Source organism: Streptomyces sp. NPDC033178 (genome assembly GCF_055577685.1).
In genome coordinates this window covers 535,260-548,325 of record NZ_JBVIPT010000001.1, presented here as the reverse complement: position 1 = coordinate 548,325, position 13,066 = coordinate 535,260, and the positions used below count along the sequence as shown (strand labels likewise).

Below are 13,066 nucleotides of genomic sequence, written 5' to 3'. Positions count from 1 at the left end.
GGTTCGACTCGACCGACAGGCCTCAGCTCTGAACCGGATCGAGAGGCGCACTGATGGCGAGATCTTCGTCGAGCCTCGCGACCACGGCAGCAGCGATGGACGGGGTTTGGCTCGTGGCCCACACCTCAACGGCGCCGAGAAAACCGACGAGCCGATCCTGAACCGAGCCCAGGAGCCCCGGCAGTTGAGCCAGAGGTAGCTCGATGGGGAGACCCTCGGGCCGATCCCCGTCAGGCCACAGCCGGGCGACCGCCCCGGCATGCTCGATGCCCGGCCCGGGATCGTGGCCGAGCCACGGCTCGCCACCGTTCATCAGATCAAGCCAGTCCCGCCAGTTCTCCAGACCGAAACAGCACCCGGGCACCACTGCGACCCCGCTGGCGGTGTCCCGGATCCGCAGGCCACCGGGAGCAACGATGCACTCGCTCGCCAACAGACGCCCGACCTGTTCCAGACTGTCCTCGGGCGCGCTTGGCCGGCGCTGCCGCTGCCCCTTGTTATAGGTCGTCAGAACCGCCATGGCAGTGCCGAGTTCGCGTGAGGACAGCTCGCCCGACAGGGCCAGGAGCCGATCCGGAGGCGAGTCGGCAAGGGGCCACAGAGCGAAGTCGGCGGCCACGTATGTCTCGAGTACGGCGTCCATGATCAGCACGCCTCCAGTGTCTCCCGTCGGCATGCGAGGGCCGCAACAGCCCCCTGGCTGCGACTGCTCCTCGGCTCCGGCTGCGGGGCCTCCCCTGGTGGGGGCGCGAGTGGCCGGGGTGGCGGCCCGACCTTGCTCGGGTCGGCCGCATCCGTTAACGTGTAACCAAATGGTTGTACGTACCGAGTCCGCCGAGCGAGCCGATCGCATCTTTCATGCCTTGGCCGATGCGACGCGGCGCGAGATCGTGGCTCTCACCCTGGCCGGTGAGTACTCGGTCTCGGACCTCGCCCGGCGGTTCCCGATGAGTTTCGCGGCCGTGCAGAAGCATGTGGCGGTCCTGGAACAGGCCGGGCTGGTGACCAAGGAGCGGCAGGGACGGGAGCAGCGAGTTCGCGGCAGCGCGGACTCCCTGCGTGAGGCCCATCGGCTGCTCGACCAGCTGGCAGATGTGTGGCGTGGACGGATTGACCGGATCGGCACGATCCTTGCCGATCCAGGTCCGGATCCAGGTCGCGATCCCGAATCCGGGGTGGATGTCGGTGCCGATGTCCACCCCGACCCCCGAGACGGCAAGGAGCACTCTCATGACCGTGATCGACGTTCAGAAGAATCCTGAAGCCCTCGCGTTGACGATCACCGCGCGGTTCGACGCGTTGCCGGTGCGGGTGTGGCAGGTCTGGGAGGATCCTCGGCAGTTGGAGCGGTGGTGGGGGCCGCCGACCTATCCCGCGACAGTCGTCGACCATGACCTGAGCCCCGGTGGCGCGGTCACGTACTTCATGACCGGGCCCGAAGGCGACAAGCACTACGGGTGGTGGCGCGTCCTGACCGTCGACAGCCCCCACCGGCTGGAGTTCGAGGACGGCTTCGCCGACGACACCGGCAAGCCCAACCCGGACATGCCGACCATGACCGTCCGCGTGCGGCTCACGGCGGACGGCGAGTCGGCCACCCTGATGACGGTCGAGAGCACGTTCCCCACCGCCGAGGCGATGGAACAGCTCGTGTCCATGGGCATGGCCGAGGGCATGACCGCAGCCATGGGCCAGATCGACACCCTGCTGGCCGACTCCGCAACCTGATGGCCGGGTGAGTCACTGTTCGGTCGGTACGCAGAGCACCGGCACGCTCGACAGGTGCAGCAGCTTGTGGGGAGTGGAGCCCAGTAGCGCCCCGCGCATCGGGCTCTCTCCCCAGCTGCCGACCACGATGAACCTCGCCCCGTGCCGTGACGCGGCGTCGATCAGCGCCTGGGCCGGCTTCTGGTCGATGATTTCGACGGTTGTCCGTACGTCGGCCTCGTCGGCCACCCTGACGGCGTGGTCGAGTGCGACGCGTCCGGCCTCGCGGACGGCTTCGTGGTGAGCCCCGTACTCCTCGCCGAGGGTTCCCGGAGCCGCGGCGCCGTAGACCAGCACGAGCGGCTCGTCGAACGCGGCGGACACCTCGATCGCGACACGCAGTGCGCGTGCCGCGCCCGGCGACTCGTCGTATCCGAGGACAACCGACATCTCAGGACTCCTTGCCGTGGACGAGATCGGCGTCGGCCACACCGGGGCGTTCCGACCAGAAGACCGGCGACATCAGTCGCCGTACGACCATGAGCACCACACCGATGAGGGCGATCCCGATGCCGATGACGAGCGGGGGACCCAGCCCGAACCACGAGACACCGCTGTAGGAGTTCTCGGGGTCGGCCATGTCGGAGACCGACTCCACCAGCAGCCACGCCAGCAGTCCGGCACCGACCAGCGGGCCCAGACCGATGAGTACGAAGTGGCGCACGCTCTCGGTCAGATGGCGGCGGTAGTAGACCGCACAGGCGACACCGGTGAGCGCGTAGTAGAACGCGATCAGCAACGACAGCGCCGTGAGCGAGTCGAAGAGAGCGTTGGTGCTGATCTGATTGACGACGAGGTACCAGGCGATGGCGATGCCGGCGACCCACCACGTGCTGACGTCGGGCGTACGGAACCGCGGGTGGATGTGTGCGAAGTGCTCGGGCAGCGCGTGACGGCGGGCCATGGACAGCGCCGTGCGGGACGCCGGGATGATCGTCGTCTGCGTCGACGCCAGCGCGGACGTCGACACCGCCAGCAGCACGACCCAGTCCCAGCCGCCCATCACCTCGGTGGCGAGCAGGGCGAAGATGAACTCCTCCTCGTCGGCGTTCTCGGCGAGGAAGGTCGTGCCGGCGTAGGCCACGACCGCGAAACCGACCGACAGATAGGTCACCAGCAGCACGACCGTCGACCAGACGCCCGCCTTGCCTGGAGCGGTGGCGGAGTTCTCGACCTCCTCGGTCAGATTGACCGCCGACTCCCAGCCCCAGTAGATGAACACCCCCAGCAGCAGGGCCCCCGTCAGCGACGCGCCGCCGGCTCCGAAGGGGTCCAGCCATGTGAAGGAGGGATCGATGGAGTCGAACGAACCGGTGCCCGCGTAGACCCGGTAGAGCGCCACCACGACGAAGGCGAGCAGACAGGCGACCTGCGCGAGGATGAGGACGTTCTGCACCTTGGCCGACACCTCGGTGCCGACGACGCACACGGCCGTCATCACGAGGATGAGCAGCACCGCGAGCAACTGGCGTACGAAGTCGTTGTCGGCCCAGCTGTCGAGGCCGAAGGCCAGCAGGGCGAAGCTCACGGCCACGTCCGCCAGCGATCCGACGACCAGAACGCCGGTCATCGCGATGGCCCATCCACCGAGCCAGCCGGCCCACGGCCCCATGGCCCGGGTGACCCACGAGAAGGTCGTACCGCAGTCCTGGTCGACCTTGTTGAGGTAGTAGAACGCCGACGCGATCAACAGCATCGGCACGAACGACGCGACCATCACACCCGGGGCGTAGATGCCCACCAGCGCCACGATCGGACCGATGACCGCCGCCAGCGAGTACGCCGGGGAGGTGGAGTTGAGACCGATGACGAGCGCGTCGACGAAGCCGATCGCGTTGGCCTTCAACCCGACAGGTGGGGGTGCGTCCGCAGTGTCGTTGGCCATGTTCCCTCGCTCCGGTTGTGCGTGAATCCATACAACAGGGCGTTGTGGAACTTTTTATGCTATTGAGGGCCTCTTGGATACGCATGTCATCTGGGTAGGCGTCCGCGAGCGCCTGGGCGGCAGTAGCCGGTAAGCAGTAGGCGGTATGTGGCAGTCAGAGGGCGGAGCCGTCGGTCCCGTCTCCGTGTACGGCCGTGTCCTCGCGCATGCCCCACGGTGACCCGTACTCCGTCAGCAGGTCGAGGAACGGCCGGGGTGGCAGTGCCTCGGGGCCGAGCACTCCGCTGCCGTGCCAGGCTCCCGACGCGATGAGTTCGAGAGCGGCCACGGGGTTGATCGCGGTCTGCCAGACCACGGCCTGGGAGCCGTACTCCCGCATCGACCACTGGTTGTCGACGACGTGGTAGAGGTAGACCTCCCGGGGCCGGCCGTCCTTGGTTCCCCTGACCCACGTACCCGCGCACGTCTTGCCGTGCATCCGGTCCCCGAGGCCGGCCGGGTCGGGCAGACAGGCGGCGACCACGTCCCGCGGGGAGACCGTGACCTTGCCCGTTCCTGTGCCGGTGCCGGTGCCGCCGTTCACGGTGACCGGATCGGTGCGGTCCAGGCCCAGTTTGTGCAGGGTCTGGAGGACGCCGATGAACTCGTCGCCGAGACCGTACTTGAACGTGACCCGCCGAGCCTTCAACCACCGGGGGACCAGCAGCACTTCCTCGTGCTCGACGTTGACGCACTCCACCGGACCGATGCCCTCCGGGAAGTCGAAGACCTCCGGCTCGCTGAAGGGCGGTGTGGTGAACCAGCCCCGCTCCGCTTCGTAGACGACCGGTGGGTTGAGGCATTCCTCGATGGTCGTCCAGATGCTGAAGGACGGGGCGAAGTCGTAGCCGTCCACGACCAGGTTGGCGCCGTCGCGGATGCCGATCTCCTCGATCTCGTCGAAGAGGACGTCGGCTGCGTAGCGGGCGAAGACGTCCGACAGGCCCGGCTCCACACCCATGCCGACCAGCGCGAGCCGGTCCGCCGCCTCCCACTCGGCGGACCGCGCGAACTGCTCGTCTCCCAGTTTCACGCCGCACTCCTCGTAGGGGCGGGTCGGGTGCGGCCGGGACAGGGACATCGCCATGTCCAGGTAGTGGGCGCCATGGGTGAGTGCCGCGTCGAACAGCGGCAGCACGAAACGGGGGTCGGTGGCATTGAGCAGGACATCACAGCGGTGCTCGGCGAGAGCGGCCCGCACACCGGCCGTGTCCGAGGCGTCCAGCCGCACCGCTGTGAACCTGTGCTCGTCCTCCCCGAGCGCCGCGACGGCCGACTCCGCCCGCGCCGGGTCGTAGTCGGCGACGACCATGTGCTCGTAGAAGGAACGCCGGGCCGCGATCCTCGTGATCGCGGTCCTGACGCCTCCCGCTCCGACCAAGAGAACTCGCATGGCGCAGCACTCCTTCGTCCCGCCGTCGCAGGGGAGCCCCTGCCTGTTCGGTGGGCCAGGACGATATCAGCGGGACCGCCTGGTGAGAGGTGACTGATCCGGAGATGTCGTGCCATGCTCGATCGACTTCGTATGGCCAGGTCAGAAGCGGATTTCCACCGTTCCGTGTCCCTAGATCGCTGCCGCGCCGCGTGGGGTTGAACGGGGCGTGGCGGTGGGCGGCGGCGGGGTGCTGCGGGCCTGGAGTTCGATGGCCAGGGGCGCGGCGGTGAACATCGAGGAGTACGTGCCCACGACGATGCCGATGAGCAGGGCGAGGGCGAAGTCGGTCAGGGAGTCTCCGCCGAGCAGGGTGAGGGCGGAGAGGATGAACACGGCTCCCATGCCCGTGTTCACCGTGCGGGGGAGGGTTTGCAGGATCGCGGTGTTGGCGAGGCGCGAGAAAGGTGTCTTCCGGTCGCCGGTCGACAGTTCCCTGATCCGGTCGAAGACGACGACGGAGTCGTTGACGGAGTATCCGATGACGGTCAGCAGGGCCGCGAGGAAGACTCCGTCGATCGGTTTGCCGAGCCAGGCGAAGACACCGACGAGGATCAGGGCGTCATGGGCCATCGCCGCGACCGCGGAAGTGCCGAAGGTCCAGCGGAAGCGCACTGCGAGATACAGCAGCTGCGCTGCCAGGGCCGAGGCGAGGGCGATGAGAGCTCCTCGGCGCAGTTCGTCCCCGAGGCTGGGGCCGATGAGCTCGTCGCGGATCTTCTCGGCACGGCCCGCGAGGTCGCCGATCGTCTCGTCCACCTCCGCCGCCTCGGCGTTGGACAGTTGGCCGGTGCGTACCGAGAGGTCGCCGTCGCCGGAGGTCTGGACGACAGCGCGGGGCAGACCCGCGTCGGCCAGGGCGTCCCGGGCGCGGTCGGCGTCGACCGGAGCGGAGGTGGAGTACTCCATGAGCCGTCCGCCGGTGAACTCGACGCCGAAGTTCAGCCCCCGGAGCGCGATGCCCGAGGTGGCCAGGACGAGGGCGACGGCTGACGCGGCCAGCCACGTGCGCCGACGGCGCATCAGGTCGGGATTACGGCGGACCAGCCAGTCGCGGACCCTCCCGGTGTCCGCGATGCCGGTGAGACGGGGACGGCGTCGTACGGATCGCCGGGCGACCGCGTAGTCGGCCAGGACGCGCGTGATGACCAGGGCGCTGAGCATGGAGGCGAGAACGCCGATGCCCAGGGTGACGCCGAAGCCGCGGACGGGTCCGGAGGCGAGGAAGAAGAGCAGGCCCGCGGCGATGAGCGTGGTGATGTTCGAGTCGGCGATGGCGCTGAACGCGTTGCGGAATCCGGCGGTGAGGGCGGCGCGCAGGCCCTTGCCCTGGCGGGCGGCGTATTCCTCGCGGGCCCGTTCGAAGACGAGCACATTGGCGTCGACGGCCATGCCGATGGCCAGGACGAACCCGGCGAGCCCAGGGAGGGTGAGGGTGGCGCCGAGCGCGACGAGTGCCGCGTAGGAGATGACTCCGTAGCAGGCCAGGGCCACGGCGGCCAGGGCACCGAGGAGCCGGTAGACGGCGATGATGAACAGTGAGGTCAGCGCGGTGCCGATGACGGCGGCCCGGGCACTGGCCTCGATGGCGGTTGCGCCCAGGGTCGGGCCGACGGTGCGCTGTTCGACGGTCTCGACCGGCACCGGCAGGGCTCCGCCGTTGATGAGCAGGCCCAGTTCACGGGCCTCCTCCCGGCTGAAGGAGCCGGTGATCTGGGTGGATCCGCCGGCGATGCCCGTACGGCAGGCGACGGAGGAGTTGACCTGCGGGGAGGAGATGACCTTGTCGTCCAGGACGATGGCGACGCGGCGGGCGGGATCGCCTGCGGGACGGCACGCCGCCTCGCCCGTCAGGCGGGCCCAGGCGTCGCCACCCGCTCCCTTGAAGTCGACGCCGACGTACCAGCCGACCCCGCTCTGCTGGTCGATACGCGCCTCGGCGCTGTCGACGTCCGCGCCGGTGAGCGCCGACGGGCCCAGGCGCACGGGTCGGCCTGATTCATCGGGGAGGACGCGTTGGGCCGACTGCTCGGGCATCGGCTGTTGTGAGGCTTCGCCTCCGTCCGCGGTACCGAGGACGGGATGGAAGGCGAGTTGGGCGGTACGGCCGAGGACATCGGCGGCCTCACGCGGGTCCTGGATGCCGGGCAGTTCGACGATGATCCGGTTGTCTCCGGAACGGGCGATGGTGGGTTCGGCGACGCCGAGCGCGTCGATGCGGTGGCGCAGTACCTCCAAAGTGCGGTCGGTGGCCTCCGAGTTGGCCTTGGCGGTGGGTGAAGCGCGGGTTTCCAGGACTATTTGAGTGCCGCCGCGCAGATCGAGTCCGAGGCGGACCGGCACGGTCAGGGTGACGTAGAGCGACAGGGCGAGAACGGCAAGGGCGAAGAACGCCCGCACGCGGATGGCGCGTGTCAAGGGTGCCTCCAACAGGCATACCGCAGCCGTGAGAAGGGTGCGGTGGGGATCGACTGGGTGACGTCAGATGCCGTTGGAAGGCGGCGGGCCCCGCCCGCTGTGACGCTCGGAATGCTGTGGAGGCGTGAAGGTGCCCTGGGAGAGCGGCAGTTGCGGCCCGAACTCCGGCAGGGGGAGCACCAGGCCGGGCGGGACGGACACCCCGCCCGGAGACACGGTGTGCCACTCGCCCGGCGTGGCCCTGCCTACGCGGGGCTGCTGGCCGCAGGAGCTGGTGCACTTGCCGGCGGCGTCGCTACGGGTGTCGGCCGTGGTGGCGACGCTGGTCGCCGGGGGGATCTCCGCGGCCGGTGTCAAGACCTGGTGCAGGGCGGCTGCAACCGGCGCCGCCGCGGCGGGGGTGCCCTGGAGGCCGAGTACGCCGAGGAGAGCGAAGAGCGCTGACAGAATCGCGCCGGTGACGGGCGTGAGATTGCGGCTGTCGGAGGTGGAGGACGCACGGGATTGCTCTGCCATGCGCTACCCCCTCCTCAACTGTCTTTGCCTGAGCGGCTTCCGGCCGAGCTTCCTCCCGACGGACGGTGGAACCGCTGGGCTCGGTCAGGAACAGGGCCGCCACGGGTGGCGGCCCTTGAGGACAACGGATGAAGAACGCATAAGGTTCGCCGGGACCGGTACGGATGGCGAATCCGTCCGGGATCTCTTCAGCCGTCGTTCGTGTCATCGTCGGGAACCCAGCGCAGTACGTCTCCGGGCTGGCAGTCGAGTGTGCGGCAGATCGCGTCGAGGGTCGTGAACCGCACCGCCTTCGCGCGGCCGTTCTTCAGTACGGCGATGTTGGCGGGCGTGATGCCGACGGCGGCGGCGAACTCCCCGACCGACAGGTTGTGTCTGGCGAGCTGGACGTCGAGGTCGACGATGATCGCCATCAGACGACCGCGGCGATCTCGGTCTGCAGATCCGTCGCCTTGCGCAGGAGGCTTCGCATGATGACGGTGAGCATCGCGAACGCCGCTCCCACGGCGACGCTCGTGATCGCGGCGCCCAGGGCGCTCAGTTCCTCCATGCCGTCGTCGGGAGACGGAATGTCGGCCACGAAGAGATGTCCGGCGACGCCGGCCGCCAGCAGCGTCGCCACGACGGAGGAACCGATGACGATGTCGACCCACCGGAAGGCCAGCGGTGAGAAGATCGCGCCGCGTCGGACCATGGCGAGCAGCATCCACACCGCGACGAGGGCGACCTGGACACAGGCGACGCCGATGATCGCCATCGTCACGTAGGGCGTGGCGAACGGGGCGTAGGGAGGGAAACGGTCGACCTCGTCCGCCGCCGTCGTCGGAATGACTACGATCTGGCCGAAGAGGCCAACCAGGATCGCTGCGGCGATGCCGGCCCGGAGTGCGGCTATGAAGAGACGATGCATGTATCGATTATCGATTGGTTTCGATCGAAAAGCAATCGATCTCGTCCGGATCTGACGACGTTGCAGTTCGAAGCCGATCTCTCGCGTCGGATTGGGACGGGAACTCACCGGGGAGGTGCGCCGTGTCGAGAGGACCTGGGTGGCGGACGGCGGGCCTGGCCGGTCTCGCCTTGACACGGCGCTCCCTCCGGCGGCGGCGTCCTGCCGTACGTCCGATGCTCGATCTGCTCGAACCGTGGGAGGAGGAGGTCGACGAGCAGGCCGTGCGCGTCCAGGTACTCACCGGGATCCGCGGGTTCCCCTATCGTCCGCGCCGAGCCGAGGACGTGCCCGGCGACGCGCTCGCGGCACTTCGTCAGGCCGTTGGGATCAGAGGGGTCGACGACCTGTTCGTCGTTCCTGCCCAGGCCCGGCCCGGCCGCCTCGCGGGCGGCCGCCGGCAGATTCTGACGCCTGCCAGTGTGCTCGGGTTCGGACCCGGCGGCGTGGCGATGTGGGTCGGTGCTCCCGCCCTCCCCGGAGTGCGGGTGGCCCTCCGTCCGGAGCAGGTGGCCGCCATCGAGACCGCGCACATACTGCTGTACGCCCGGCTGACGATCCTTGCCACCGATGCGCGGCTGAACATCCACTACAACGCCGTCGCCGACCACGAACTGCGCCCTTTGCTGCTGTCCCTGCGTCGCCGTGTAGCCGGCACCGAACTGGAACTGCCCGCCGTTCCCGAGCCGAACGCCGGGCTGCCGTACAAATGGCGACGACTGCTCGCCTCAGGTGCGGCGTGCCTGGACGACGGCGACACGGTCGCCGCGGTCGCGGGTGCCCTGCCCGTGCCCCGGTGGGCCGAAGCCGCGTACGCCGCCGTCGTGCTCACGTCCCGCGAGCTCGTCGTCCTCGCCGACCCCGTGCACGCCGAGGGGGCCGGTGGCCGCCACGGCGTGGACACCCACTGCATTCCCCGCGCGAGGATCGAGCAGATACGCGCGGACGGCCAGTTCCTGCGAGTCCGGGTCGGGGGAGCCGACCTCCAACTGCCGTTGGGCGCCGAACTGGCTGCCCGGGTCGTCCACGCCTTCGCTCGGCATCTGCCCACAGCTCAGTGATTCTCGGCGGACGCAGGCACTTCCCGTGGTGAGCGAATGGCTGAGCGTACGGCCGCTGGTGCCCAAGGCGGGTCGTTCGGCGCCGATGAGAACGCGCCCGTTGTGCAGTCTGCCCTTGAGTACGCCTGGGAACGACGACGGGAGACGAGAGTGAGTGGACGGACGAGCAGGGCGGGCCGGTGGCGTCGGCGCACGGCCCGGGTGGGACTGGTGGGTGCGGCTCTGGCGGGGTTGGTGGCCGGTCTGGTGGTCGCAGGGCCGCCCGCCGGTGCGTCGGTGGAGGCGTCGGCACATGTGGACGGGCGGAAGACGTTCACCGGTGAGATCGACGGGGCGGAGTACCGCGTCGAGTTGCCCGCCCGCTGGAACGGGACGCTGGTGCTCTACAGCCACGGGTACTTCCTGGCCGAATGGGTGCCGGAGGGCGTCCAGGTGGCGAACCGGGTCGAGACCGAGCAGTGGCTGATCGAGCACGGTTACGCGGTGGCAGCGTCGAAGTTCAAGAACGACGGCGTCGGCTACGGGGTCCAGGACGGGGTGACCGACCAGGTCGCGCTGCTCGACTGGTTCGAGGAGCACGTGGGCGAGCCACGGCGGACCGTGTCCAGCGGCATGTCGCAGGGCGGCCTGATCGCGGCGCTGCTCGCCGAGCGGCATCCGAAGCGCTTCGACGGGGTGGCCGCGATGTGCGCGGAGTACGACACGCACGCGACGTGGAACTCCGGTCTCGACATCACGTTCGTGGTCAGGACCCTCCTCGCGCCCGGCGAGGACATCGAGTTGGTCCGGGCTGGCGAGGACGCGGCGGCCAGCCGGGACGCGTTGGCCGCCGCGATCGACCGTGCCCTCGAAACGCCCGAGGGGCGGGCGCGGTTGGCCCTCGCCGGCGCCGTGGCGAACATCCCCGGGTGGTACGCGGCGCACGAGCCGCGGCCGAGGACGACCGAGGAACTGGTCGCCGCCCAGGCGCTGTGGACGAAATGGGCGTACAGCTTTGGAATCGGCCCGGTCGGCCGGACCGAGCTGGAGGCCCGCGCAGGCGGCAACCCGTCCTGGAACACCGGCATCGACTACGGCCGGCTGCTCGCCCGGTCGAGCCGGCAGGACCTGGTGCGCGACGCGTACGCCGCCGCACCCGGAGGGGACTTGGCGGCCGACCTGAAGCGCCTGGCGAAGGCGCCGCGGATCCGGCCCGACGCGAAGGCGGTGGCGTACCAGTACCGCCACGGCATCGTCCGCGGTACGACGCCGGCGCCCGTCGTCACCCTGCACTCGACCGGCGACGGCGGCGCGGTGACCGACCAGGAGCGGTGGTACGCCGATCAGATCCGCCGCCATGGCAACTCCGCCTCGCTGCGCCAGCTCTGGGTGGACCGCGGTGGGCACTGCTCGTTCAGCTCCGCCGACGAACTGGTCATGCTGCGGACGTTGCTCGACCGGATCGACGACGGGAAGTGGCCGAGCACCACACCGACACGGCTGAACGCCTCGGTGAGCGCGATGGGCCCGGCGTACCAGAAGGTGCTGGACCTCGGGACCGGTGCGGACCTGCCGTTGGATCCTGCGTACACCAACTTCACACCGCCGAGGATGCTCCGCCCGTCACGGTGACTCCGGAAGCACGGCTGATCGGCTCAGGAGGGCCTCATCTCCATGAGGCGGCCCTGGACGAGATCTCTGTGAGGGCAGCCCTGGACGAGGTGCGTACTCTCGTCCAGGAACTGCCCCGGCACGGCACCCACAGGAGCTCTCGTGACGTACGACATCGCCGCCCTCCGCTCCCGGTTCCCGGCGCTGAGCGCAGGAACCGCGCACTTCGACGGCCCCGGTGGCACCCAGACCCCGCAGCCCGTCATCCGGGCCATCGCCGACGCGTTGGCGCAGCCTCTGTCGAATCGGGGGCAGGGGACACCGGGGGAGCGGAACGCCGAGAGCATCGTCACCAAGGCCCGTCAGGCCCTGGCCGACCTGTTGCGAGCACACCCGGCAGGGATCGTCTTCGGCCGTAGCGCCACCCAGCTCACCTACGACTTCTCCCGCACTCTCGCCAAGACGTGGTCGCCCGGGGACGAGGTGGTCGTCACCCGTCTCGACCACGACGCCAACATCCGCCCATGGGTTCAGGCCGCTGCCCAGGCCGGTGCCACCGTGCGCTGGGCCGACTTCGATCCCGCCACCGGAGAACTGACCGCCGCCGACGTCCGTGCCGTTCTGTCCCCGCGTACCCGGCTGGTCGCCGTGACCGCCGCCTCCAACCTGATCGGAACGCGTCCCCCGATCGCCGAGATCTCGGGCCTGGCGCGCGATGCCGGAGCTCTGACGTATGTCGACGGCGTCCACCACACCGCCCACACGCTGGTCGACCTGGAGCGGCTCGGCGCGGACTTCTTCGTCTGTTCCCCGTACAAGTTCCTCGGTCCCCACCACGGAGTGCTCGCCGCCCGGCCGGAGTTGCTGGAGACGTTGCGGCCGGACAAGCTCCTGCCCTCCACCGACGCGGTACCGGAGCGCTTCGAACTGGGCACCCTGCCCTACGAGTTCCTCGCGGGCACGGAAGCCGCGGTCGATTTCCTCGCCGGCCTCGACACGGATGCCACAGGGACACGGCGACAGCGCCTTGCCACGGCGTTCACGGCACTCGAAGCACACGAACAGGCCCTGCGTACACAGCTCGACAAGGGGCTGTCCTCGCTCCGAGGTGTCCAGGTCCACTCCAGGGCGGTCGACCGCACGCCCACCCTGTTGCTCACGTTCGAGGGTCGCTCGTCGGCGGCGTCGGTGGAGGCCTACCGGTACCTCGCGGAGCGTGGCGTGCACGCGCCATCTGGGTCCTTCTACGCGATCGAGGCCTCCCGTCGACTCGGCCTCGGCGACACCGGTGGCCTCCGGATCGGTCTGGCCCCCTACAACAACACTGAGGACATCGAACGGCTCCTGGAAGGCCTGTCCGAGTTCCTGATGCTCTGAGGGAACCATCGAAACGTGTTCAATCGACGTGT

13 protein-coding genes are annotated in these 13,066 nt (G+C 69.3%); 5 read left to right on the top strand and 8 right to left on the bottom strand.

Going from position 1 to position 13,066, the window contains the following annotated elements; translation table 11 throughout:
• Positions 1–22 precede the first annotated feature (22 nt).
• A complete protein-coding gene (locus tag ACZ5VQ_RS02700) occupies positions 23–643 on the bottom strand; it encodes a hypothetical protein (protein ID WP_469103566.1) in 621 nt (206 codons plus the stop codon).
• 169 nt (positions 644–812) lie between these two features.
• Between ACZ5VQ_RS02700 and ACZ5VQ_RS02695 the strand changes: the two genes are divergently transcribed.
• Both ACZ5VQ_RS02695 and ACZ5VQ_RS02690 read left to right on the top strand, forming a co-directional pair.
• Positions 813–1,262: an ArsR/SmtB family transcription factor gene (locus tag ACZ5VQ_RS02695; protein WP_469103327.1), complete on the top strand. Its 450-nt coding sequence runs from the start codon at positions 813–815 to the stop codon at positions 1,260–1,262.
• Positions 1,231–1,728 (top strand): SRPBCC family protein, encoded by a 498-nt coding sequence (locus ACZ5VQ_RS02690; RefSeq protein WP_469103326.1) that lies wholly within the window; start codon positions 1,231–1,233, stop codon positions 1,726–1,728. Before ACZ5VQ_RS02695 ends, ACZ5VQ_RS02690 begins: the two co-directional genes overlap by 32 nt.
• A gap of 12 nt (positions 1,729–1,740) precedes the next feature.
• On the opposite strand, the gene ACZ5VQ_RS02685 is transcribed toward ACZ5VQ_RS02690, so the two are convergent.
• The 7 genes from ACZ5VQ_RS02685 to ACZ5VQ_RS02655 form a co-directional block, all read right to left on the bottom strand.
• Entirely contained in the window at positions 1,741–2,157 is a 417-nt protein-coding gene (locus ACZ5VQ_RS02685; protein ID WP_362070834.1) for a universal stress protein, read from the bottom strand.
• 1 nt (position 2,158) lies between these two features.
• The gene (locus ACZ5VQ_RS02680; protein ID WP_469103325.1) at positions 2,159–3,652 is read right to left on the bottom strand and encodes an APC family permease; all 1,494 of its coding nucleotides are present in this window, start codon (positions 3,650–3,652) and stop codon (positions 2,159–2,161) included.
• Positions 3,653–3,806: 154 nt separating this feature from the next.
• The gene (locus ACZ5VQ_RS02675) at positions 3,807–5,084 is read right to left on the bottom strand and encodes a saccharopine dehydrogenase family protein (protein ID WP_469103324.1); all 1,278 of its coding nucleotides are present in this window, start codon (positions 5,082–5,084) and stop codon (positions 3,807–3,809) included.
• 171 nt (positions 5,085–5,255) lie between these two features.
• Positions 5,256–7,541: a protein translocase subunit SecD gene (gene secD, locus ACZ5VQ_RS02670; protein ID WP_469103323.1), complete on the bottom strand. Its 2,286-nt coding sequence runs from the start codon at positions 7,539–7,541 to the stop codon at positions 5,256–5,258.
• A gap of 63 nt (positions 7,542–7,604) precedes the next feature.
• Entirely contained in the window at positions 7,605–8,057 is a 453-nt protein-coding gene (locus tag ACZ5VQ_RS02665) for a hypothetical protein (protein ID WP_469103322.1), read from the bottom strand.
• Positions 8,058–8,245: 188 nt separating this feature from the next.
• Positions 8,246–8,470: a helix-turn-helix domain-containing protein gene (locus ACZ5VQ_RS02660; protein WP_143641626.1), complete on the bottom strand. Its 225-nt coding sequence runs from the start codon at positions 8,468–8,470 to the stop codon at positions 8,246–8,248.
• Positions 8,470–8,967, bottom strand: a complete 498-nt coding sequence (locus ACZ5VQ_RS02655; RefSeq protein WP_469103321.1) for a DUF2975 domain-containing protein — start codon at positions 8,965–8,967, stop codon at positions 8,470–8,472. Before ACZ5VQ_RS02655 ends, ACZ5VQ_RS02660 begins: the two co-directional genes overlap by 1 nt.
• A gap of 122 nt (positions 8,968–9,089) precedes the next feature.
• Between ACZ5VQ_RS02655 and ACZ5VQ_RS02650 the strand changes: the two genes are divergently transcribed.
• The 3 genes from ACZ5VQ_RS02650 (at position 9,090) to ACZ5VQ_RS02640 (ending at position 13,034) form a co-directional block, all read left to right on the top strand.
• Entirely contained in the window at positions 9,090–10,067 is a 978-nt protein-coding gene (locus tag ACZ5VQ_RS02650) for a hypothetical protein (RefSeq protein ID WP_469103320.1), read from the top strand.
• A 150-nt stretch (positions 10,068–10,217) separates the two neighbouring features.
• Entirely contained in the window at positions 10,218–11,678 is a 1,461-nt protein-coding gene (locus ACZ5VQ_RS02645) for an alpha/beta hydrolase family protein (protein ID WP_469103319.1), read from the top strand.
• Positions 11,679–11,819: 141 nt separating this feature from the next.
• Positions 11,820–13,034, top strand: a complete 1,215-nt coding sequence (locus tag ACZ5VQ_RS02640; protein ID WP_469103318.1) for a cysteine desulfurase-like protein — start codon at positions 11,820–11,822, stop codon at positions 13,032–13,034.
• The last annotated feature ends 32 nt before the right edge of the window (positions 13,035–13,066 follow it).